Here is a 22206-nt window from a genome sequence, read left to right as displayed (position 1 = left end):
AGGAAGAGGGGTGTGTCCCGAGGGTGACACCGCGTGCCGAGCCGCGCATCTTACCGCGAGGTACATGCGAGCTGCACGTCCCGGGCATGGTCCGGGACGGGCCCCTCACCAGCCGAAACATGAGGAAGGCTCACATTGGCGGGTGCGATGTGAACTTCCTCACTCTGTGCCGTCGTCGGGGCGCGCGCCACGACGACGCTTACCCACCGTCACCTCCCGGAACGCCTCGTACATCTCCACCAGCGACCGCCGCTGCGCGTTGGTCAGGTCCGGATCCTCGTGGATCGCGCGGACCACCGCCGACTCACCCGGGTCCGGCCGGCCCACCTCCGCCGTCAGCGCGTCGGCCGACAGATGCAGCTGCTCGGCGATCGCCTGCAGCACGCGCTCGCTCGGTGCGCGCAGGTTCCGTTCGATCTGCGACAGGTACGGGTTCGAGATCCCCACCATCGCGGCCAGCTGCCGCATGGGCAACTCGGCGAGCTCACGTTGCCGGCGGATCAGCTCCCCCAACGTCGGGGGGCGCGACGCATCGTCCTCCATGGGGTCAGCATAGGTCCGGCTGCCCCTCGCACCGGAGCGCGCCGACGGCGCGTTCGGGGACTGCCGTCGAGGGTGATCGCCGCCATCACGGATAATGGAACGGACCCCCGTTCGCGAGAGAGGACACCTCATGCTTGCCCGCACCGACCTGCGCGGTCGAACCCCCACCACTGCGGAGCTGAGGGGCGCGCTGCCCCGCGGCGGAGTGGATGTGGACGCGGTGCTGCATCAGGTGCGGCCCGTCGTCGAGGACGTACGCGACCGAGGCGCCGTCGCGGCCCTCGACTACAGCGAGAAGTTCGACGGGGTCCGTCCCGACCGCGTGCGGGTTCCGAGGGCCGAACTCGACCGGGCGCTCGACGAACTCGATCCCGCCGTGCGTTCGGCGCTGGTCGTGGCGATCGAACGCACCCGCACGGTGCACCAGGACCAGCGCCGGACCGACACCGTCACCGAGGTCGTGCCCGGCGGCACCGTCACCGAACGCTGGGTGCCGGTCGAGCGGGTGGGGCTGTACGTGCCCGGCGGCAACGCCGTCTACCCCTCGTCGGTCGTGATGAACGTCGTGCCCGCCCAGGCCGCCGGTGTCGAGTCGCTCGTCGTCGCCTCCCCGCCGCAGGCGAACTTCGGGGGCCTGCCGCACCCGACGATCCTCGCCGCTGCCGCCCTGCTCGACGTCGACGAGGTGTGGGCCGTCGGCGGGGCCCAGGCCGTGGCGCTGCTCAGCTACGGCGGCACCGACACCGAGGGTGCCGAACTGGCGCCCGTGGACATGATCACCGGCCCGGGCAACATCTACGTCACCGCCGCCAAGCGCCTGTGCCGCGCCGTGGTCGGCATCGACGCCGAGGCCGGCCCCACCGAGATCGCCATCCTGGCCGACCACACCGCCGACCCGGTGCACGTCGCCGCCGACATGATCAGCCAGGCCGAGCACGACGTCATGGCGGCGTCGGTGCTCGTCACCACCAGCGCCGACCTCGCCGACGCCGTCGCCGACGCCGTCGACGCCCAGCTCGAGCGCACCAAGCACCGCGAACGTGTACGGACCGCGTTGTCGGGCAGCCAGTCCGGGATCGTCCTCGTCGACGATGTCGACCAGGGTCTGCAGGTCGTGAACGCCTACGCCGCCGAACACCTCGAGATCCAGACCGAGAACGCGTCCGCGGTCGCGGCGCGGGTGCGGGCTGCGGGCGCGATCTTCGTCGGTCCCTGGGCGCCGGTCAGCCTCGGCGACTACTGCGCCGGCTCGAACCACGTGCTGCCCACCGCCGGCTGCGCCCGGCACCAGTCCGGCCTGAGCGTGCAGACGTTCCTGCGGGGCATCCACGTCGTCGAGTACACCCGGGAGGCGCTCGAGGACGTCGCGGGACACGTGATCACCCTCGCCACCGCCGAGGACCTGCCCGCCCACGGCGAGGCGGTACGGCTGCGCTTCGAGGACCAGCAGTGAGCACGCCGGGATCCGGTATCACCGTCGACGACCTGCCACTGCGGGAGAACCTGCGCGGCAAGTCCGCCTACGGTGCGCCGCAGCTGACGGTGCCGGTGCAGCTGAACACCAACGAGAACCCGCACCCGCCGACGCCGGCGCTGATCGACGACGTCGCCGAGTCGGTGCGCGAGGCTGCCGCGCAGCTGCACCGCTACCCCGACCGTGACGCCGTCGCGCTGCGCACCGACCTGGCCGCCTACCTCACGCGGCAGACCGGGGTCGCCGTGAGCGTCGAGAACGTCTGGGCCGCCAACGGATCCAACGAGATCCTGCAGCAGATCCTGCAGGCCTTCGGCGGCCCGGGCCGCTCCGCGATGGGGTTCGTGCCGTCCTACTCGATGCACCCGATCATCGCCGACGGCACCCAGACCGAGTGGTTGCCCACGTACCGGGGCGAGGACTTCACCCTCGACGTCGACTCGTCGGTCGCCGCCATCCGGGTGCAGCGCCCCGACGTGGTCTTCGTCACCAGCCCCAACAACCCGACCGGACACAGCATCCCGCTGGACGAGCTGCGCGCGATCTGCGCGGCCGCCCCCGGCATCGTGATCGTCGACGAGGCCTACGCCGAGTTCTCCGCCGCCCCCAGCGCGCTCGCCCTGATCGACGAGTACCCGGCCAAGGTGATCGTCTCGCGCACCATGAGCAAGGCGTTCGCGTTCGCCGGTGGCCGGCTCGGCTACCTCGCCGCCGCGCCCGCCGTCGTCGAAGCGCTGCTGCTCGTGCGGCTGCCCTACCACCTGTCGGTGCTCACCCAGGCCGCCGCCCGCGCTGCGCTGCGCCACGCCGACGAGACTCTCGGCTCGGTCGCGCGGCTGTGCGCCGAACGCGACCGCATCGTGACCGAGCTGACCCGATTCGGCTACCACGTGGTGCCTTCGGATGCGAATTTCGTCCTGTTCGGCCGCTTCGCCGACGCCGCCGCCACCTGGCGCCGCTACCTCGACGAGGGAGTGCTGATCCGGGACGTCGGCATCCCCGGGTTCCTGCGCACCACCGTCGGCCTGCCCCACGAGAACGACGAACTGCTACGGGTGAGCGAAAAGCTCGCCGCCACCGAGATCGAGGACGCGCGATGAGCGAGCAGACCACCCCCACCCCGCGCACCGCGCGGATCGAACGGACCACCAAGGAGTCGTCCATCGTCGTCGAGCTGAACCTCGACGGCACCGGCCGCACCGACATCGCCACCGGTGTCCCGTTCTACGACCACATGCTCACCGCACTCGGTCAGCACGCCAGCTTCGACCTGACCGTGCGCGCGCAGGGCGACATCGAGATCGAGGCGCACCACACCGTCGAGGACACCGCCATAGTCCTCGGCCAGGCGCTGAACCAGGCGCTCGGGGACAAGCGCGGCATCCGCCGCTTCGGGGACGCCTTCATCCCGATGGACGAGACCCTCGCGCACGCGGCGGTGGACGTCTCCGGCCGTCCCTACTGCGTGCACACCGGCGAACCGGACTACATGGTGCACTCGGTGATCGGCGGTTACCCCGGCGTGCCGTACTCGACCGTGATCAACAAGCACGTGTTCGAATCCCTGGCCTTCCACGCCCGCATCGCCCTGCACGTCCGCGTGCTCTACGGCCGCGACCAGCACCACATCACCGAGGCCGAATTCAAGGCCGTCGCGCGAGCGTTGCGCCAGGCCGTCGAGCCGGATCCCCGGGTCAGCGGCGTGCCGTCGACCAAGGGCACCCTGTAGTGGACGTCGTCCTGACCTACGGCCTGTTCATGGTGGCCGGCCTCGCCGCAGGCGGCACCTGGTCGATGTGGCGGGCCGGGAACAACCTCTTCGCCGGAGTGCTGCTGGCGCTGACCCTGCTTGCCGCGATCGCCGGCGTGCTGAGGCTGCTCTGACCCCCTCGGATCGGCCCGGCCTGATCGGAGTGCCGGGCCTGCCCGCCGCCTGGGCGATGGCGGCGGGCGCGTTCGCCGGCTTCTCCCTGCTGCTGCCCGTGGTGCCGCAGGCCGTCGCCGACGCCGGCGGCAGCGGCACCCTCGCCGGGGCGGTGACGGCGGTGTTCATGGCCGCGACCGTGCTCACCCAGCCGGCCGTCCCGCGCCTGGTCCGGGCCCGCGGCTACCGCACCGTGCTCGCCGCCGGATGCCTGCTCCTCGGCGTGCCGTCGCTGCTGCTCCTGCTGTCACTGCATCCGGCCGTGGTGCTGCCGACCTCCGCGGTGCGCGGCATCGGCTTCGGCATGATCACCGTGGCCAGCGCCGCGCTCGTGGCCGAACTCGCCCCCGCCCGGCTGCTCGGTCGCGCCACCGGGGCACAGGGCATCGCCATCGCCGCGGCGCAGATGGTCGGCCTGCCGCTCGGCCTGGCCGTCGCCGAGCGGGCCTCCACCGTGCCCGTGTTCGTGCTCGGCGCAGCGGTGCCCACGTTCGCGCTCGTCGCGATAGCGCGCCTGCCGCGGGTGGTCGCCCGCCGCCCCGGCGCGGCCGGAAGCCGCATGCCGCTCGGCGCACTGGCCCTGCCGGCGGTGGCGATCGCCGCCGGCGCTGTCGCCTACGGTGGCCTCACCTCGCTGCTGGCGATCGCCGTACCCGCGGCCTCCGGGTACGTGGCGGTCGCGTTGGCGCTGATCAGCGCGTCCACCCTCGTCGGCCGCTACGGTGCCGGCGCGGTCGCGGACCGGATCGGTGCGGGCCGGCTCCTGCCGGCCGGGCTCGGTCTGGTCGCCGTGGCGATGGTGCCGTTCGCGCTCGCCGCGGACGAGCGCGGTGGCGCGGCGGTACTGCTCGGTGCGGCCGTGGTATTCGGTCTCGGTTTCGGGATCGTCCAGAACGACGCGCTGATGCTGGCGTTCCGTCGCGCCGGACCCGCCCACATCGGCGCCGCGAGCGCCGCCTGGAACATCGGCTTCGACGCGGGCACCGGGGCCGGATCCCTGCTGCTCGGCGGGATCGCCACCGTCGCAGGCTATCCCGCCGCCTTCGCCACCGTCGCGCTGCTCGTGCCGCTCCTGCCGCTGCTCGCGCGGATCGCCGGGCCGTCGGAGCGGCGCGGCGCGGCCCCATAGAATCGAGGCCATGAGCGCAACCAAGGTCGCCGTCCTCGACTACGGCTCCGGCAATCTGCATTCGGCGACGCGCGCGGTGGCGCGCACCGGCGTGCAGGTGGAGGTGACCGCCGACCCGCAGGTCGCGCTCGCCGCCGACGGCCTGGTCGTGCCCGGTGTCGGCGCGTTCGCGGCGTGCATGGCGGGACTGAAGGCGGTGCGCGGGGACCGCATCATCGGCCAGCGGCTCGCCGGCGGCCGTCCCGTGCTCGGCATCTGCGTCGGCATGCAGATCCTCTTCGACAAGGGTGTGGAATTCGGGGTCGAGACCGACGGCTGCGGCGAATGGCCCGGCACCGTCGAACGCCTCGATGCGCCGGTACTGCCGCACATGGGGTGGAACACCGTCGACGCCCCCGACAACAGCGTGCTGTTCGCGGGCATGGACCCCGACACCCGGTTCTACTTCGTGCACTCCTACGCCGCGCAGACGTGGGAGCTGCCGCCGTCGGAGCTCATCGCTCCGCCCGCACTGACCTGGGCCGAGCACGGCGTGCGGTTCCTCGCCGCGGTCGAGAACGGCCCGCTGTCGGCGACGCAGTTCCATCCCGAGAAGTCCGGTGACGCCGGGGCCGAACTGCTGCGCAACTGGGTCGGCAGTTTGTGAACCGCGGCGCGGGCGACGACCCGGCCCGGCCGGGCTTCTCGCTCGGCCGGCTGGCCCTGACCGCGATGGGTGCCGCCACGGGCGTGCTCCTGCTCGCCACCGTCGTGATCGTGGTGCTGCAACCGGGGCCCGTCGTCGCGTTGATCGTCGCCCTCGCCGGCGTGGCCGGCGCGATCGGCGCGATGGGCGTCGTCTCGACACGGATGACGCGCCGCGCCTTCGGCCGCGACGGTAACGATGTGCCGCGCCGCGACGGGGACGATGTGCCGCGCCGCGACGGTAACGATGTGCCGCGCCGCGACGGTAACGATGTGCCGCGCCGCGACGGGGACGTTTGACCGTCGGGGCCGGTGCTCGGCGGCCGCCGCGACCCGCTAGCATGGGCGCAGTGAGCCTGGTCCTTTTGCCTGCAGTCGATGTCGCCAACGGTGAAGCAGTTCGCCTCGTCCAGGGAGAGGCGGGCAGCGAGACCAGCTACGGCTCTCCGCGCGATGCCGCCCTCGAATGGCAGAACGCCGGCGCCGAATGGGTGCACCTCGTCGATCTCGACGCCGCCTTCGGGCGTGGCTCCAACCGCGAGCTCCTCGCCGACGTCGTCGGCGAGCTCGACGTGAAGGTCGAACTGTCGGGCGGTATCCGCGACGACGAGTCCCTCGAAGCGGCGCTGGCCACCGGGTGCGCCCGTGTCAACCTCGGCACCGCCGCCATCGAGGATCCCGACTGGTGCGCCCGCGCCATCGCCGAGTACGGCGACCGCATTGCCGTCGGACTCGACGTCAAGCTCATCGACGGACAGTGGCGTCTGCGCGGCCGCGGCTGGGTCTCCGACGGCGGCGACCTGTGGGAGGTCCTCGCGCGGCTCGACCGCGACGGTTGTAGCCGGTACGTCGTCACCGACGTCACCAAGGACGGCACCCTCACCGGCCCCAACCTCGATCTGCTCGCCCAGGTCTGCGCCGCCACCGACGCTCCCGTCGTCGCCTCCGGCGGCGTGTCCGCCCTCGACGACCTGCGGGCGATCGCCGGTCTCGTCGACAGGGGCGTCGAGGGTGCCATCGTCGGCAAGGCGCTGTACGCCGGCCGGTTCACGCTTACCGAGGCACTCGACGCGGTCTCGCGCTGATCCGATGACCACGCCCGCCGACCTGTCCAGCCTGCTCGCCGTCGCCGGCGAGGTGCTCGACGTCGCGTCGGAACGTTTCGTCGCCGGTCGCGGGGCGCCGCGCTCGGTGGACAAGGGCCCCAACGACTTCGCCACCGACCTCGACCTCGAGCTCGAACGGAGCATCTCCTCCGAACTCGAGCGGCGCACCGGCATCTCCGTGCACGGTGAGGAGTTCGGCGGTCCCGAAGCCGATTCGGGCACGGTATGGCTGCTCGACCCCATCGACGGCACCGTCAACTACTCGGCCGGGCTCCCCACGGCGGGGATCCTGCTCGCGCTCGTCCGGGACGGCGACCCGGTCCTCGGACTGACCTGGTTGCCGTTCGTCGGAGACCGGTTCGCGGCCACCGCCGGCGGGCCGCTGCTGCGCAACGGCCGTCCCCAGCCGCCGCTGCAGCCGGCGGCTCTCGGGGAGGTGATGGTCGGTGTGGGCAGCTTCGACATCGACAGCCGCGGGCGCATCCCGGGCCGACGCCGTCTCGATGTCATCACCGAGCTCAGCCGCCGGGTCTCCCGCCTGCGCATGCACGGTTCGACCGGAGTGGACCTGGCGTACACGGCGGCCGGCGTGCTCGGCGCGGCCGTCGTCTTCGGGCACCACCCGTGGGACAACGCCGCCGGTGTCGCTCTGGTCCGGGCAGCCGGTGGCCGCGCCACCGACTTCGCCGGCGAGCCCTGGCGCATCGGATCCGGTTCGGTGGTCGCCGGAGCGCCGGGTGTGCACGAGGAGATACTCGACATCGTGGGATCGCTCGCCGGTCCCGTCCCCGAGGAGGACCGAATTACATGACCCTGGCAGTGCGGGTGATCCCGTGTCTGGACGTCGACGCCGGCCGCGTCGTCAAGGGGGTGAACTTCGAGAACCTGCGCGACGCCGGTGATCCCGTCGAGCTCGCCGCTGCGTACGACCTGCAGGGCGCGGACGAGTTGACCTTCCTCGACGTCACCGCGTCCAGCGGCGATCGCGGCACCATGCTCGACGTGGTCAGCCGCACGGCCGAACAGGTGTTCATCCCGTTGACGGTGGGCGGCGGTGTGCGCACCGTCGAGGACGTGGATCGGTTGCTGCGGGCCGGCGCGGACAAGGTCAGCATCAACACCGCTGCCATCGCCCGCCCCGAGGTGCTGCGCGAGATGTCCGAGCGGTTCGGATCGCAGTGCATCGTGCTGTCCGTCGACGCCCGCACCGTGCCCGACGGCGAGGACGACACCCCGTCGGGCTGGGAGGTCACCACGCACGGCGGTCGTCGGGGCACCGGCATCGACGCCGTCGAATGGGCCCGCCGCGGCGCGGAACTCGGGGTGGGGGAGATCCTGCTGAACTCGATGGACGCCGACGGCACCAAGTCCGGATTCGACCTGCCGATGATCCAGGCGGTGCGCGCCGCGGTCCACGTGCCGGTGATCGCCAGCGGCGGCGCCGGAGCGGTGGAGCACTTCGCGCCGGCCGTGCACGCCGGCGCCGACGCGGTGCTCGCGGCCAGCGTGTTCCATTTCGGGGAGCTCACCATCCCGCAGGTGAAGGCGGCGATGCGCGCAGAGGGGATCGAGGTGCGATGAACAGGCTGGATCCGGCGATCGCGGCGCGGCTCAAGCGCAACGAGGCGGGGCTGTTCGCCGCCGTCGCGCAGGAACGCGCCACCGGCGAGGTGCTGATGATGGCCTGGATGGACGACGAGGCGCTCGCGCGGACCCTCGAGACCCGCACGGCGACGTACTTCTCGCGTTCACGCGGACAGTACTGGGTCAAGGGCGAGACCTCCGGCCACACCCAGCACGTGCACGAGGTGCGGCTCGACTGCGACGGCGACACGGTGTTGCTCGTCGTCGACCAGGTCGGGGCCGCGTGCCACACCGGCACCCACACGTGCTTCGACGCGGACGTCCTGCTCGCCGCCGAATAGGCGCCTCCGGCGCCGGTGTGTCCTTTGGGCTGCTCCAGCAGCCCAAAGGACACACCGGCCGCGGAGCGGCCGTCAGATGACGATCGGCGCGCCGGTGAGCAGGCTCCACAGGCCGAGTCCGAGGAACACGACGGTGCCGATGGCCGACCGGATCGGATCCCCCGTGAGGAAGCCTTCCGCGGCCCAGCCGACGAACTCGGTGAACAGTTCCGACGATCCCATGCTGATCCTTCCGAGAGGTGATGCATGACGAGGACGGTGTCCGAGGGGAAATCGACCGACCGGATTGTTTCGTTACGCCTCGTCGACCGGCGGTGCGGCACAATGCACCCATGCCTCTCATCCAGATCAGCCAGACCCCCGGTCTCACCGTCGAGCAGAAGCGCGCCACCATCGAGGCGGTGACCAAGGCCTACGCGGAGGCGACGGGCAAGGATGCGAAGTCGGTGTGGGTGACCATCACCGAGGTGCCGCGGGAGCAGTGGGGAGTCGGAGGTGTCCCGCTCGGGTAGAGCGCACCGCCCGCGACGCGCGCCGGCCGACGGTCCCGGCCGGCGGATCCTGGCAGGATCGCCGTATGGAGTCCGCGAACCTGACCCGAGCCGAAACCGCCGAGCGTTCCCGGGCCGTGTCGGTCCGCAGCTACCACGTCGAGCTCGACCTGCGCGGCGCCCCGGACGCCGGGAACCCCGGCTTCACGACCACGACGACGGTCGAGTTCTCCGCGACTGCGGACGCGACGTGGCTCGACTTCCTCGGCCCCGCCGTGGAGTCGGTCGTGCTCAACGGCGCCGCGGTGCCCGTCCGGTACGACGGCGCGCGCATCGGGCTGAGCGGCCTGCGCGCGCACAACGTCGTCACCGTCGTCGCCACCGCAAGCTACAGCAGGTCCGGCGAGGGTCTGCACCGGTACCTCGATCCCGCCGACGGCCGGACCTACCTGTACACGCAGTACGAACCCGCGGACGCGCGACGCGTGTTCGCGTGCTTCGAACAGCCGGACATGAAGGCGCCGTTCACCTTCGTCGTGTCCGCCCCGGCGGGCTGGCAGGTGCTGTCCAATCAGCATGTCGCCGAACGAGAGTCGCTCGGCGACGCCCAGACGGTGAAGTTCGCGCCGACACTGCCGATCTCCACCTACATCACCGCCGTCGTGGCGGGACCGTACCACCGCGCCGAATCCTCTTGGGGCCGGGACGAACTCGCCGTTCCCCTGGCCGTGTTGTGCCGCGCCTCGCTGGCGCAGTACCTCGACGCCGACGCGGTCTTCGCGGTGACCCGGCAGGGGATGGACTTCTACGCCGACCATTTCGGCTATCCCTACCCGTTCGGCAAGTACGACCAGGTGTTCGTGCCCGAGTACAACCTGGGTGCGATGGAGAATCCGGGGTGCGTCACCTTCACCGAGGCGTACGTGTTCCGCGGCGCCGCCACCACCGCGCAGTACCAGGCCCGCGCGAACACGATCCTGCACGAGATGGCCCACATGTGGTTCGGCGACCTCGTCACCATGACGTGGTGGGACGACCTGTGGCTCAAGGAGTCCTTCGCCGACTACATGGGCGCGCTGGTCAGCGCCGAGGCCACCGAGTTCACCGACGCGTGGGTCGCCTTCGCGAACCGGCGCAAGGCATGGGCCTACCTGCAGGACCAGTTGCCGACGACCCACCCGATCGTCGCCGACATCGGCGACCTCGAGGCCGCCAAACTCAACTTCGACGGCATCACGTATGCGAAGGGCGCGAGCGTCCTCAAGCAGCTCGTCGCCTTCGTCGGGCGGGACGCCTTCTTCGAGGGCGCGCGGCGCTACTTCCGCAGGCACGCCTTCGGGAACACCACTCTCGCGGATCTGCTCGCCGAGCTGTCGGCGACGTCGGGGCGGGACCTGTCGGGCTGGGCGCGCGCCTGGTTGCAGACCAGCGGTGTGTCGACCCTGACGCTCGAGGACGCGGGGGAGGGGCGGTCCGCGATCGTCCAGCGGCCGGCGCGACCCCACCGGCTGGCCGTCGGGCACTACGACTTCGACGAGCACGGCGACCTGGTCTGCCGGCGCCGCGTCGAGGTCGACCTCGAGGCCGAACGCACCCCGATCGAGTGCGCGCCCGCGCCGCTGATCCTGCTCAACGACGCCGACCTGACCTACGCCAAGGTCCGGCTCGATCCACGCTCGCTCGAGACGGTGGAGCATTCGCTCGACCGCGTCGCCGACCCGCTGGCGCGGGGATTGATCTGGTCGGCGCTGTGGAACGCCACCCGTGACGGGGAGCTGAGCGCGGCGCGGTACCTGGCCGCGGTCCGCAGGTTCGCGGTGTCCGAATCGAATCCGGCCCTGCTGACCGCGCTGACGGCGAACGCGTCCTATGCGATCGAGCACTACCTACCGATGACGAGCCGGCCCGAGCAGCGCCGCCTCTGGCTGGAAGCGGCCTGGACGGCGACGTTCACCGCCGAGCCGGGGTCGGACGGGCAACTCGCCTGGGCCCGCGCGGTCGCGACGGCCGCCACCGTCGACGACACCCGCGCCGCGGAGCTACGGGCGATGCTCGACGGGACCGGGAAGGCACCGCAGGGGCTGCGGTCGGATCCGGATCTGCGCTGGCAGCTGTGGACCGCCCTGGCGGCCACCGGGCACGCGGAACCCGCCGATCTCGACGGGGAACTCGCCCGCGACGACACCGGTTCCGGACGGACCGCTCGGCTGCGTGCCCTGGCCGCGCGACCACTCGCCGCGGTCAAGGAACAGGCGTGGACCGCGATCCTCACCGACACGGCGCTGTCGAACGAGCACCTCGACGCCACCATCGCCGGGTTCCGGGCCGGGGCGCACCGGGAACTGATCGCCCCGTTCGACGACGACTACTTCGCCGCGATCCGCACGGTGTGGTCCGAGCGCAGTATCGAGATGGCGCGCCGGATCGTCGTCGGGTTGTTCCCGGCCGGGGACACCCTCGAGCCGAGCGACCGGTGGCTCGACGCGCACGCCGACGCCCCGGCGGCATTGCGGCGCCTGGTGGTCGAGCAGCGCGACCACCTGGCCCGCGACCTGCGGGCCCAGGCGCTCGGCTGAGCGGAGGTCCCGCCGGACCGGGCGGTCGTCGGAGTCAGGCCTTGCCGGTCCCGGCGGCGATGCCCCGGTCGAGTTGCCCGAGCAGTGCGGTGCCGAGCTCGGTGAGCGCGGCGACCTGTTCGTCGTCGAGGCCCCGGAACACCAGGGCCTGGACGGTCGCGACGTGACCGGGCGCCGCTTCGACGAGCTTGGTCATGCCGGCGTCGGTGAGCACCGCGTACGAGCCGCGCGTGCCGGGCACGCTCTGCCGGCGCACCCACCCGGCGTTCTCCAGCTTGGTCACCACGTGGGACAGCCGCGAGAGCGACGCGTTGGACAGCTGCGCCAGCTCGGACAGGCGCAGCCGCCGGCCGGGCGCCTCCGACAGCTCGGCGAGGACCGAGTAGTCGAAGTGGGTGAGCGCCGAGTCTCGCTGCAGCTGCGTGTCGAGCGCGGCCGGCAACCGGGTGATCAGTGCCACCAGTTTCCGCCAGGCCCGCTGCTGGGATGCGGTCAGCCACTCGGTATCGTCGATCTGCGCGGAGCCCACTGGTGCACCGTCCTTTCTCGATCGTCCACCCTATCGGGACCGCCGGTGCGGGAGGCCGGCGTCCCGTCGGAGCCGATGGTCAGGGGCGCTGTCCCATGCCGGTGGCGACCTCGTGCAGTCGGCCGCCCATGCTGTCCGCCGTCAGTGGCGGCGTCGGCAGTCCCGCGCCGTCGCGGAGTCCGGTCAGGAACTCCTCGAGAGTGGCCCGGGGAGAGAACCGCGGGATCCACTCGAGATCCGTGCGGGCGCGGGTGCAGTCCATGAGCGGCAGCCGCAGCACCGTGTCGAGCAGCCCGGGGGAGGCGGGGGCGAGCCGGGCGTGCCAGGCGACGGCGACGGCCGCGTGCAGCGCCGCGGCCGGGACGGGCACCGTGCGGGCCCCGAGGATCTCGGCGAGGACTTCGGTGTCGACCGGGGGCTCGGCAGCGAGATTGAAGGCGCCCCGCACCGGTCGCAGCACGGCCCGCACGTACGCGTCGGCGGCGTCCTCGGTGTGCAGTACCTGCATCCGCAGCCCGGCGGTGCGAGGGACGACGGGCAGGGCGCGGACGAGGCGTCCGGGGACGAACGGTCCGGCGAACAGTCGGCGCTGGGCGGTGGCGGACTCGCGCTTGAAGATGAACCCGGGCCGCATCCGGACCACCCGGAGGTCGGGGTGCCGCAGTTCGAACGCGTCGAGCCAACGTTCGAGGTACGCCTTCTCCCGCGGGTATGCGGCGCCGGGCCAGCCGTGGGTGGGCCAGCGCTCGTCGATCCGTTCGTGCTGGGGTCCCGGCGAGTAGGCGCCGACCGACGAGGCGTGCACCACGGCGGGGACGCCCGCCGCGGCGGCGGTCTCGAACACCCGGATCGATCCGAGAACATTGTTGCGCCAGGTGACCTCGGGTTTGTGGGTGGGCTGGAAGAGCCAGGCCAGGTGAACGACCGCGTCGGCACCCCGCAGCAGCTCGTGCAGGTCGTCGCGGGCGACGTCGGCGACGACGAAGTCGGTCTTGGGGCAGCGCCAGTCGGTGGGGCGGCGGGCGATGCCGATCACCGATCCGATGGTCTCCCGGGCGGCGAGTGCCGCCGTGACGCTGGTGCCCACGTTTCCGGTCGCGCCCGTGACGACCACTTTCAGGCCCTGTGTTCCGGTCATGGGCGGGGGATACCCGCCCCGTCGCCGATCCATCCCCGCCGGGACGTTCCGGAGGCCCCGGCGCGGCCTCGGGTAGTATTGTTGAAGCTTCAACATTAGGAGTTCGTGTGAGTCTCATGCCCGCCCTGTTCCTCAGTCACGGTGCGCCGCCCCTGGTCGACAGCGCGACGTGGGTGGCGCAGCTGCAGCGCTGGGCCGCCGACCTGCCGACCCCCACCGCGATCCTCGTGGTCTCCGCGCACTGGGAGTCCGCGCCGCTGACGATCGGTGCCACCACCACCGGTACCCCGCTCGTGTACGACTTCGGCGGGTTCCCCCGCCGCTTCTACGAGGTCACCTACCCGGCGCCCGGTGCCCCCGACCTCGCCCGCACGGTGGCCGCGCTCATGCCCGACGGCGAACCCGTCGTGCAGCAGCCGCACCGCGGTCTCGACCACGGCGCGTACGTGCCGCTCACCGTCATGTACCCGGACGCGGACATCCCGGTCCTGCAGATCTCCCTGCCCACCCTCGAGCCGGCGCGGCTGCTCGCGCTCGGCGCGCGGCTGCGGCCCCTCCGGGAGCAGGGTGTGCTCGTCGTCGGCTCCGGCTTCACCACCCACGGTCTGCCGTTCCTGCGCGACCCGCGTCCCGAGGCCGCCGCGCCGGGCTGGTCCGCCGAGTTCGACGCATGGGCCGCCGAGCGGCTCGCCGCCGGCGACGTCGACGGTCTGCTCGACTTCCGCACCCGGGCGCCCGGCATGCCGTACGCCCACCCGACGATCGAGCACTTCGCCCCGCTGTTCGTCACCCTCGGCGCGTCGAGCGACCCGGAGCGGGCGCCCCGGCAGGTGATCGACGGGTTCTGGATGGGATTGGCGAAGCGCTCCGTCCAGGTGGACTGACCGTCAGTCCCGGGCCGCGCGCCGCGCCCGCAGCGCCGCGAGGGCGCGGTCCGCGTGCACGTCGGGGCGCACCTCGCTGGCGATCACCTCGAGCACGGTGCGGTCGGTGTCCAGCACGAACGTGGTCCGCTTGACCGGCGACAGCCGGGCGAGCAGCCCCCGGCGCACCCCGAACCGGGCCGCCACCTCGCCGTCCGGGTCGGACAGCAGCGGAAAGTCGAACGACTGGCGTGTCGACCATGCGCCCAGCCGGTCCACCGGGTCGGTGCTGATACCGATCCGGGTCGCGCCGACGGCCGCGAACTCGGCCGCCAGATCCCGGAAGTGGCACGCCTCCGCCGTGCACACGGGGGTGAACGCGGCCGGATAGAAGAACAGCACCACCGGCCCGTCCGCCAGCAGCGCGGACAGGGTCCGCGGACGCCCGTCCTGGTCGTTCGCCGTGAAGTCGGGGGCGGTATCACCGGCTCTCATGTCCGGTGACGCTACCGCGACCGCGCTCGTCGCGGCAGGCCCTGGGATGATGGGCGCCATGTCCGGCGAGCCCACCACCATCCCCGCAGCGGCGCCCGACCCCACCGAGGGCGGTCGACCCGACTCCACCACCACCCGCGAGCAGTTCCGGCTCCTCGCCGCCGAGCACCGGGTCGTCCCCGTGACCCGCAAGGTCCTCGCCGACGCGGAGACTCCGTTGTCGGCGTACCGCAAGCTCGCCGCCGACCGGCCCGGCACCTTCCTGCTCGAATCCGCCGAGAACGGCCGGTCCTGGTCCCGGTGGTCGTTCATCGGCGCAGGCAGCCCCGCCGCGCTCACCGTGGTCGACGGCGAGGCCACCTGGTACGGGCACGTGCCCGCCGGGGCCCCCACCGGCGGCAACCCCCTCGACGTGCTGCGGCAGACGTTGCAGCTGCTGCACACCGAGCGGCTGCACGGCCTGCCCCCGCTCACCGGCGGCATGGTCGGCTACCTCGGCTACGACGTCGTGCGCCGGATCGAACGGCTGCCCGAACACGCTGTCGACGACCTGCACATCCCGGAGACGGTGATGATGCTCGCCACCGACCTCGCCGCCGTCGACCACCACGAGGGCGCGATCACCCTCATCGCCAACGCCGTCAACTGGGACGGTTCCGACGAGCGCGTCGACGAGGCGTACGACGACGCCGTCGCCCGGCTGGACCGGATGACCGCGGCGCTGGCCGCGCCGGCCCCGTCGACCGTCTCGACCTTCGACCGCCCCGCCCCCGACTACCGGCGCCAGCGCACCACCGACGGCTTCGGCGCCGACGTGCGCCGGCTCATCGGCGAGATCGAGGCCGGCGAGGCGTTCCAGGTGGTGCTGTCCCAGCGCTTCGAGATCGACTGCCCCGCGGCGCCGATCGACGTGTACCGGATGCTGCGGGCCTCGAACCCGAGCCCGTACATGTTCCTCATGCACGTTCCCGACGGCGACGGCGGCACCGCGTTCTCCATCGTCGGCTCGAGCCCGGAGGCGCTGGTGACCGTCGCCGACGGCGTCGCCACCACGCATCCCATCGCCGGCACCCGCTGGCGCGGCACCAGCGAGGAGGAGGACATCCTGCTCGAGAAGGACCTGCTCGCCGACGAGAAGGAGAACGCCGAGCACCTCATGCTCGTCGACCTCGGCCGCAACGACCTGGGCCGGGTGTGCGAACCCGGCACGGTCAAGGTGCACGACTACCGGCACATCGAGCGTTACAGCCACGTCATGCACCTCGTCTCGACCGTGACCGGTCGCCTCGCCGAAGGCCGGCACGCCCTCGACGCGGTCACCGCGTGCTTTCCCGCCGGGACCCTGTCCGGTGCCCCCAAGGTGCGGGCGATGGAACTGATCGACGAGCTCGAACCGACCCGGCGCGGCATCTACGGCGGCATCGTCGGCTACCTCGATTTCGCCGGTGACGCCGACACCGCCATCGCGATCCGTTCCGCCCTGGTCAAGGACGGCGTCGCCTACGTGCAGGCCGGTGCCGGCGTCGTGGCCGATTCCGACCCGGTCTACGAGGACACCGAAGCGCGCAACAAGGCCATGGCGGTGCTCTCCGCCGTCGCCGCCGCCGGCACCCTCACCCCGTACGACGGGGACCGGTCGTGAGTGCTCGCGACGCCACCGGGCGGCGCCGCGGCGCGACCGCCGCGCTGCTCGCGACCGCCGCCGCCGCGCTGTGGGGTGCGAGCCGCCTGACCTGGGTGACCGTCACCTCCTCCGACGGCCTCGGTGAGGACCGGGTCACCGGGCTCGTCGGGGGGACGTGGGCGGCTGCGCTGACCCCGCTCGCCCTGGCGCTGCTGGCCGCGGTCGCGGCGTCCTTCGCGGTGCGCGGGTGGGCACTGCGGGTGCTGGCGGTGCTCGTCGCGGTCGTCGCGGTCGCTGCCGCCGTTCCGGCGGTGGGCCTGCTCACCGGGAGCGCCGACGACGCGACCGCGGCGCGCATCGCCGAGTTGCCCGCACGCGCCGAGGTCACCTCCCTCACCGTCGCCACCGCCCCGGCGCTGCTCGCCCTGGCCGGTGCCGTCGCCGCGCTGGCCGCCGCGGTGCAGCTGTGGCGCACCCCGCGGGCCCGGGCGGGGCTGTCGTCCCGCTACGACAGCCCCGCCGCCCGCCGGGAGGCCACGGTCCGCCGGGACACCGCCGACGAGCCGGTCACCGAACGCACGCTGTGGGACGCGCTCGACGCGGGGGAGGACCCCACGGTCGACGCCGCCGACGACCGGTCCGCCGATCGAGGCGGGGAGGGCGGCACCGACGATTCGGGGACCCGCCGCACGGGTCGGTGAGGGCGCGCACTACCCTTCAAGAAACTCCGATGAGCTTTCTCACATCGGATTGACAGGGGCGAAAGGACTTCGAGCCACGATGACAGTTCTCGACTCGATACTCGAAGGGGTGCGCGCCGACGTCGCCGCCCGGGAAGCGGTCCTCGACTTCGCTGCGGTCAAGGCCGCGGCCGCCGCCGCGCCCCCGTCCCTCGACGCCAAGGCCGCGTTGCTCAAGCCGGGAATCGCCGTGATCGCCGAGGTCAAGCGGGCGAGCCCGTCGAAGGGTGCGCTCGCCGACATCTCCGATCCCGCCGAACTCGCCAAGGCCTACGAGGCCGGCGGTGCCCGCGCGATCAGCGTGCTCACCGAGCAGCGCCGGTTCCAGGGCAGCCTCGAGGACCTCGACGCCGTGCGGCGCGCGGTGCGGATCCCGGTGCTGCGCAAGGACTTCATCGTGGGGCCGTACCAGATCCACGAGGCGCGTGCCCACGGCGCAGACATCGTGCTGCTCATCGTCGCCGCCCTCGAACAACCCGTGCTGACCTCGCTCGTCGACCGTGTCGAATCCCTCGGGATGACGGCGCTCGTGGAGGTGCACACCGAGGAGGAGGCCGACCGGGCCCTCGAGGCCGGCGCCACGGTCATCGGAGTCAACGCCCGCGATCTCAAGACTCTCGAGGTCGACAAGAGCACATTCGCCCGGATCGCGCCGGGGTTGCCGACCGAGGTCGTCAAGATCGCCGAGTCCGGGGTGCGCGGTCCCTCCGATCTGCTCACCTATGCCGGCGCGGGCGCCGACGCGGTGCTCGTCGGTGAGGGTCTGGTGACCAGCGGCGACCCGCGCCACGCGGTTGCCGAACTGGTCACCGCCGGCACCCATCCGTCCTGCCCGAAGCCCGCGCGCTGAGCGCAGTCCGGTGCACCGCCGACGGCCCGGACCCGGCGACGAGGCGGGGGCGACGTTGGGGCAGACTGGACGGGTGAGCACAGACGATCCCGTACTTTCCGCCAAGGGCCGCGGTCTGCCCCGCATGAGCGCCGCAGTGGCCGAGCACAGCGCGCACGAACCCGACCCCGGCGGCCACTTCGGGGTCTTCGGCGGGCGGTTCGTCCCCGAGGCGCTGATGGCGGTCATCGAGGAGGTCACCGCCGAATACGACAAGGCGCGGGTCGACAACGGGTTCCTCGACGAACTCGATCGGTTGCAGCGCGACTACACGGGCCGGCCGTCCCCGGTGTACGAGGCCAAGCGGCTGAGCGACCACGCCGGCGGCGCCCGGATCCTGCTCAAGCGCGAGGATCTCAACCACACCGGCTCACACAAGATCAACAACGTGCTCGGCCAGGCCCTGCTCGCCAAACGGATGGGCAAGAGCCGGGTCATCGCGGAGACCGGCGCCGGGCAGCACGGTGTCGCCACCGCCACCGCCTGCGCGCTGCTCGGCCTCGACTGTGTCGTCTACATGGGCGAGGTCGACACCGAACGGCAGGCCCTCAACGTCGCCCGGATGCGCCTGCTCGGCGCCGAGGTCGTCGCCGCCACCAGCGGCTCGCGCACCCTCAAGGACGCGATCAACGAGGCGATGCGCGACTGGGTCACCAACGCCCACAACACGTACTACTGCTTCGGCACCGCCGCCGGCCCGCACCCGTTCCCGATGATGGTGCGCGACTTCCAGCGGATCATCGGCCTGGAGGCGCGCGCGCAGGTGCAGGCGCTCACCGGACGGTTGCCCGATGCCGTCACCGCCTGCGTCGGCGGCGGGTCCAACGCCATCGGCATCTTCCATGCCTTCCTCGACGATCCCGGCGTCCGCCTGGTCGGCTTCGAGGCCGGCGGCGACGGCGTGGAAACCGGGCGGCACGCCGCCACCATCACCGGCGGCACGCCCGGCGCGCTGCACGGCGCCTACTCCTACCTGCTGCAGGACGAGGACGGGCAGACCGTCGAGTCCCATTCGATCTCCGCCGGCCTGGACTACCCCGGCGTCGGACCCGAGCACTCCTACCTCAAGGACATCGGCCGCGCCGACTACCGGCCCGTCACCGACACCGAGGCCATGGACGCGTTCTCGCTGCTCTCGCGCACCGAGGGCATCATCCCCGCCATCGAGTCGGCGCACGCCGTCGCCGGGGCCCTGGACCTGGGTCGCGAACTCGGCCCCGGCGCGGTCGTGCTGGTCAATCTGTCCGGCCGCGGCGACAAGGACGTCGACACCGCCGCGCGGTGGTTCGGGCTCCTTCCCGCCGACCCGGCCACCCCCGACACGACGGAAGGATCCGCGCAGTGAGCGCCCAGCAGCCGCAGTCCCGCCTCGGCGAGGTCTTCGCCCGATGCAAGGCCGAGAACCGGGCCGCGCTCGTCGGCTATCTCCCCGCCGGGTACCCCGACCTGCCGCGCTCGATCGAGGCGTTCGAAACGCTCGTGCAGGCCGGGTGCGACATCGTCGAGGTCGGCATCCCCTACAGCGACCCGGTGATGGACGGCCCCACCATCCAGGCCGCCGCCGACGGGGCACTCACGGCGGGTTTCCGGGTGCGGGACGTGTTCCGCGTCGTCGAGGCCGTCGCCGCCGCCGGGGGCCACGCTGTCGTGATGACCTACTGGAACATCGTCCTCAAGTACGGGATCGACGAGTTCGCCCGCGACCTCGCCGCCGCCGGAGGACTGGGCATCATCACCCCGGACCTCATTCCCGACGAGGCCGAGCGGTGGATGGCGGCGGCGGACCGGCACGGGCTCGACCGCATCTTCCTCGTCGCCCCGTCCTCGACCGCCGAGCGTCTCGCCACGACCGTCGACTCCTGCCGCGGATTCGTCTACGCCACCTCCACGATGGGCGTGACCGGCGCCCGCGACGCCGTCTCGGACATGGCGCCCGAACTCGTCGCCCGCGTGCGCGAGCACTCGCAGATTCCCGTGGGTGTCGGCCTGGGCGTGCGGTCGCGGGACCAGGCCGCCCAGATCGCCGCCTACGCCGACGCGGTGATCGTCGGCTCTGCGCTGGTGGCCGCCGTGGCGCAGGGCGCCGACGCGTTGCGCGCGCTCACCACGGAACTCGCGGAGGGCGTGCGCTCGGCTAGCGTGGCCACGTGACCTCCACCGCCGTCCCCGCCGCCACCGTCCTGGCGTATCTGCCCAGTCCGCCGCAGGGGGTGTGGTACCTCGGGCCGATCGCGCTGCGGGCCTACGCCCTGTGCATCATCGTCGGGATCGTCGTCGCGATCTTCTGGGGCGACCGCCGCTGGGTCGCCCGCGGCGGCGAACCGGGCACCGTGCTCGACGTCGCGGTGTGGGCGGTGCCGTTCGGTCTGATCGGTGGCCGCCTTTACCACGTCGCCACCGACTGGCAGAAGTACTTCGGTGCGGGCGCCGACCCGGTCGACGCGCTGAAGATCTGGCAGGGCGGGCTGGGCATCTGGGGGGCGGTCGCCCTCGGCGGGGTGGGCGCCTGGATCGGGTGCCGTCGCCGCGGCGTCCCCCTGCCCGCCTTCGGTGACGCGCTGGCCCCGGCGATCCTGCTGGCCCAGGCCATCGGCCGGCTCGGCAACTGGTTCAACCAGGAACTCTACGGTCGGGAGACGACCGTGCCGTGGGGCCTCGAGATCTACGAACGCCGCAACGACGCAGGACAGACTAGCCCGGACCTCATCGACGGAATCTCCACCGGGCAGGTCGCGGCGGTGGTGCACCCGACGTTCCTGTACGAGCTGGTGTGGAATCTGCTCGTCGTGCTGCTGCTCGTGTTCGTCGACCGGCGATTCCGCATCGGACACGGCCGACTGTTCGCTCTCTACGTGGCCGGATACAGCGCGGGCCGCTTCTTCGTCGAACTCATGCGGTCCGATCCGGCCACCGAGATCGCCGGGATCCGGATCAATTCCTTCACGTCCGCCATCGTGTTCGTCCTCGCCGTCGCCTACGTCGTCGTCGCGCGCAAGGGCCGGGAAGCGCCGGAGGAACTGAAATCCCGCCGTCCGGGTGGCGCAGACGAGGCCGCCGCGGCCGGTGGCGCAACCGAGACCGACGACGGGCACCGCGACGGCGCGTCCGGGTCGGTGGTGCCGGCCGAGCCCGGCGGTAAGGTCGAGTCAGGTACGCGCAGCGAGAACGAAGGGGACAAGTCGTGACCACATCCGACCCGGGATCCCCGGGTCCCACATCCGACGCGGGGTCCCCGGAGCCCACGGGCCCGGATCTGCGGAAGAAGGACGAGACCTCCACGGGGCCGGACCTGCGCAAACAGGCCGCCGCCGAGGAGACGTCCGAAGCCGGCGCGAGCGCCGCACCACGCGACGGCGAGCCGGCCTCCACCGAGGAACTGCCCGCGTTCGGTGGCACCGCCGACTACGATCCGACCGCCCAGGCGTCGCTGTCCGTTCCGCCGCCCACCACCGAGTCGACCGCGCCCACCTGGGGTACGGCGGGACCGGGCTGGAACACCTATGCGGGCATGGGCAACGGTCCGGGCTGGGGCACCACGCCGAGCTATCCGCCGCCGTCGAGCGAAGGGCAGTACGGCACCGCGCACGAGTCCGAGGCACAGACCGGCGGCCGGTACGGCGGCACCGGACCCGTCTACGGCACACCCGACCCGCAGTTCCAGGGCGCGCCGCAGTACCCGCCGGCCTCCGCACCGGGCTACGGATCCTCCGGTTACGGGCCCACCGGTTACGGTGCCTACGGCGATCCCTCCGCCCCGTACGGGCGGGATCCGGCGACCGGCGAACCGTTCTCCGACAAGTCGAAGACCACTGCGGGTCTGCTGCAACTGCTGCTGCCCTTCGTCGGGATCTGCGGCGTCGGACGGCTCTACCTCGGGAGCACCGCCGTCGGCCTCATCCAGCTGCTGGGGCTGTGGATCGGCGGCCTGCTGGCGATCGTCCTGATCGGTTTCGTGATCATGCCGGTGATCTGGGTGTGGTCCGTCATCGACGGGATCATGATGCTCACCGGCAGCGTCCGCGACTCCGACGGCCGCCCGCTGCGGCCCTGACCCACCCGCCCGGCGGCCGGTCGCG

26 protein-coding genes are annotated in these 22206 nt (G+C 72.3%); 21 read left to right on the top strand and 5 right to left on the bottom strand.

All coding sequences use genetic code 11. From position 1 onward, the window contains the following. Window positions 1-159 precede the first annotated feature (159 nt). Window positions 160-543 (bottom strand): helix-turn-helix domain-containing protein, encoded by a 384-nt coding sequence (locus QNA09_RS12645; protein WP_010595260.1) that lies wholly within the window; start codon window positions 541-543, stop codon window positions 160-162. Between the two features lie 130 nt (window positions 544-673). Here QNA09_RS12645 and hisD point away from each other — a divergent pair, with 130 nt between their 5' ends. Genes hisD through hisI form a run of 11 tightly spaced genes read left to right on the top strand, consistent with a single transcriptional unit; the run spans window position 674 to window position 8785 of the window. Continuing rightward, on the top strand, window positions 674-1996 hold the full coding sequence (hisD, locus tag QNA09_RS12640; protein ID WP_248957261.1) for a histidinol dehydrogenase: 1323 nt from the start codon (window positions 674-676) through the stop codon (window positions 1994-1996). Then, complete coding sequence (locus QNA09_RS12635) at window positions 1993-3117, top strand: histidinol-phosphate transaminase (RefSeq protein ID WP_017681425.1); 1125 nt, start codon at window positions 1993-1995, stop codon at window positions 3115-3117. Before hisD ends, QNA09_RS12635 begins: the two co-directional genes overlap by 4 nt. After that, entirely contained in the window at window positions 3114-3746 is a 633-nt protein-coding gene (hisB, locus tag QNA09_RS12630; protein WP_010595263.1) for an imidazoleglycerol-phosphate dehydratase HisB, read from the top strand. Before QNA09_RS12635 ends, hisB begins: the two co-directional genes overlap by 4 nt. Further along, window positions 3746-3901, top strand: coding sequence for a hypothetical protein (locus QNA09_RS12625; protein ID WP_017681426.1), 156 nt, complete (start codon window positions 3746-3748; stop codon window positions 3899-3901). Before hisB ends, QNA09_RS12625 begins: the two co-directional genes overlap by 1 nt. 29 nt (window positions 3902-3930) lie before the next feature. Further along, window positions 3931-5070: an MFS transporter gene (locus QNA09_RS12620; RefSeq protein ID WP_010595264.1), complete on the top strand. Its 1140-nt coding sequence runs from the start codon at window positions 3931-3933 to the stop codon at window positions 5068-5070. Window positions 5071-5080: 10 nt separating this feature from the next. Continuing rightward, the gene (hisH, locus tag QNA09_RS12615) at window positions 5081-5716 is read left to right on the top strand and encodes an imidazole glycerol phosphate synthase subunit HisH (RefSeq protein WP_010595265.1); all 636 of its coding nucleotides are present in this window, start codon (window positions 5081-5083) and stop codon (window positions 5714-5716) included. Next, on the top strand, window positions 5713-6054 hold the full coding sequence (locus tag QNA09_RS12610; protein ID WP_119699838.1) for a hypothetical protein: 342 nt from the start codon (window positions 5713-5715) through the stop codon (window positions 6052-6054). The genes hisH and QNA09_RS12610 overlap by 4 nt, the downstream gene beginning before the upstream one ends. Before the next feature lie 50 nt (window positions 6055-6104). Further along, a complete protein-coding gene (gene priA, locus QNA09_RS12605; protein WP_003935804.1) occupies window positions 6105-6839 on the top strand; it encodes a bifunctional 1-(5-phosphoribosyl)-5-((5-phosphoribosylamino)methylideneamino)imidazole-4-carboxamide isomerase/phosphoribosylanthranilate isomerase PriA in 735 nt (244 codons plus the stop codon). Between the two features lie 4 nt (window positions 6840-6843). Next, on the top strand, window positions 6844-7671 hold the full coding sequence (locus QNA09_RS12600) for an inositol monophosphatase family protein (protein ID WP_010595266.1): 828 nt from the start codon (window positions 6844-6846) through the stop codon (window positions 7669-7671). Then, window positions 7668-8441 carry an imidazole glycerol phosphate synthase subunit HisF gene (gene hisF, locus QNA09_RS12595; protein WP_010595267.1) on the top strand — a complete coding sequence of 258 codons (774 nt, stop codon included), beginning with the start codon at window positions 7668-7670 and terminating at the stop codon, window positions 8439-8441. Before QNA09_RS12600 ends, hisF begins: the two co-directional genes overlap by 4 nt. Beyond that, window positions 8438-8785 (top strand): phosphoribosyl-AMP cyclohydrolase, encoded by a 348-nt coding sequence (gene hisI / locus QNA09_RS12590; RefSeq protein WP_010595268.1) that lies wholly within the window; start codon window positions 8438-8440, stop codon window positions 8783-8785. Before hisF ends, hisI begins: the two co-directional genes overlap by 4 nt. Window positions 8786-8857: 72 nt before the next feature. Here the strand turns inward: hisI and QNA09_RS12585 are convergent, their stop codons facing one another. Further along, a complete protein-coding gene (locus QNA09_RS12585; RefSeq protein ID WP_017681430.1) occupies window positions 8858-9007 on the bottom strand; it encodes a hypothetical protein in 150 nt (49 codons plus the stop codon). 92 nt (window positions 9008-9099) lie between these two features. On the opposite strand from QNA09_RS12585, the gene QNA09_RS12580 reads away from it, so the two are divergent. Together QNA09_RS12580 and pepN are read left to right on the top strand one after the other, a co-directional pair. Continuing rightward, the gene (locus QNA09_RS12580; protein ID WP_072786386.1) at window positions 9100-9297 is read left to right on the top strand and encodes a tautomerase family protein; all 198 of its coding nucleotides are present in this window, start codon (window positions 9100-9102) and stop codon (window positions 9295-9297) included. Between the two features lie 65 nt (window positions 9298-9362). Next, window positions 9363-11852: an aminopeptidase N gene (gene pepN, locus QNA09_RS12575; RefSeq protein ID WP_017681431.1), complete on the top strand. Its 2490-nt coding sequence runs from the start codon at window positions 9363-9365 to the stop codon at window positions 11850-11852. A 34-nt stretch (window positions 11853-11886) separates the two neighbouring features. Here pepN and QNA09_RS12570 read toward each other — a convergent pair whose 3' ends face one another. After that, the gene (locus QNA09_RS12570; protein WP_010595271.1) at window positions 11887-12381 is read right to left on the bottom strand and encodes a MarR family winged helix-turn-helix transcriptional regulator; all 495 of its coding nucleotides are present in this window, start codon (window positions 12379-12381) and stop codon (window positions 11887-11889) included. A gap of 79 nt (window positions 12382-12460) precedes the next feature. Then, window positions 12461-13519: an NAD-dependent epimerase/dehydratase family protein gene (locus QNA09_RS12565; protein ID WP_162919324.1), complete on the bottom strand. Its 1059-nt coding sequence runs from the start codon at window positions 13517-13519 to the stop codon at window positions 12461-12463. A 116-nt stretch (window positions 13520-13635) separates the two neighbouring features. Between QNA09_RS12565 and QNA09_RS12560 the strand changes: the two genes are divergently transcribed. Further along, complete coding sequence (locus QNA09_RS12560; protein WP_010595273.1) at window positions 13636-14403, top strand: dioxygenase; 768 nt, start codon at window positions 13636-13638, stop codon at window positions 14401-14403. A 3-nt stretch (window positions 14404-14406) separates the two neighbouring features. Here the strand turns inward: QNA09_RS12560 and QNA09_RS12555 are convergent, their stop codons facing one another. Then, window positions 14407-14877: a peroxiredoxin gene (locus QNA09_RS12555; protein WP_017681433.1), complete on the bottom strand. Its 471-nt coding sequence runs from the start codon at window positions 14875-14877 to the stop codon at window positions 14407-14409. A 58-nt stretch (window positions 14878-14935) separates the two neighbouring features. On the opposite strand from QNA09_RS12555, the gene QNA09_RS12550 reads away from it, so the two are divergent. From QNA09_RS12550 to QNA09_RS12520, 7 genes are all read left to right on the top strand, one after another. After that, window positions 14936-16519 carry an anthranilate synthase component I gene (locus tag QNA09_RS12550; RefSeq protein WP_010595275.1) on the top strand — a complete coding sequence of 528 codons (1584 nt, stop codon included), beginning with the start codon at window positions 14936-14938 and terminating at the stop codon, window positions 16517-16519. Further along, window positions 16516-17202 (top strand): TIGR02234 family membrane protein, encoded by a 687-nt coding sequence (locus tag QNA09_RS12545; RefSeq protein ID WP_017681435.1) that lies wholly within the window; start codon window positions 16516-16518, stop codon window positions 17200-17202. Before QNA09_RS12550 ends, QNA09_RS12545 begins: the two co-directional genes overlap by 4 nt. A 79-nt stretch (window positions 17203-17281) precedes the next feature. Beyond that, on the top strand, window positions 17282-18091 hold the full coding sequence (trpC, locus tag QNA09_RS12540; RefSeq protein WP_308072458.1) for an indole-3-glycerol phosphate synthase TrpC: 810 nt from the start codon (window positions 17282-17284) through the stop codon (window positions 18089-18091). Window positions 18092-18215: 124 nt separating this feature from the next. Beyond that, on the top strand, window positions 18216-19475 hold the full coding sequence (gene trpB, locus QNA09_RS12535) for a tryptophan synthase subunit beta (protein WP_051059606.1): 1260 nt from the start codon (window positions 18216-18218) through the stop codon (window positions 19473-19475). Further along, window positions 19472-20281, top strand: coding sequence for a tryptophan synthase subunit alpha (trpA, locus tag QNA09_RS12530; RefSeq protein ID WP_010595280.1), 810 nt, complete (start codon window positions 19472-19474; stop codon window positions 20279-20281). Before trpB ends, trpA begins: the two co-directional genes overlap by 4 nt. Then, window positions 20278-21315, top strand: a complete 1038-nt coding sequence (gene lgt / locus QNA09_RS12525) for a prolipoprotein diacylglyceryl transferase (protein ID WP_010595281.1) — start codon at window positions 20278-20280, stop codon at window positions 21313-21315. Before trpA ends, lgt begins: the two co-directional genes overlap by 4 nt. After that, window positions 21312-22181, top strand: coding sequence for a TM2 domain-containing protein (locus QNA09_RS12520; protein WP_203010774.1), 870 nt, complete (start codon window positions 21312-21314; stop codon window positions 22179-22181). The genes lgt and QNA09_RS12520 overlap by 4 nt, the downstream gene beginning before the upstream one ends. Window positions 22182-22206 lie beyond the last annotated feature (25 nt).

It is taken from the genome of Rhodococcus sp. AH-ZY2, from assembly GCF_030916465.1.
GTDB classification, from domain to species: Bacteria; Actinomycetota; Actinomycetes; order Mycobacteriales; family Mycobacteriaceae; genus Rhodococcus; species Rhodococcus ruber.
This window is presented reverse-complemented; position numbering and strand designations above follow the sequence as displayed.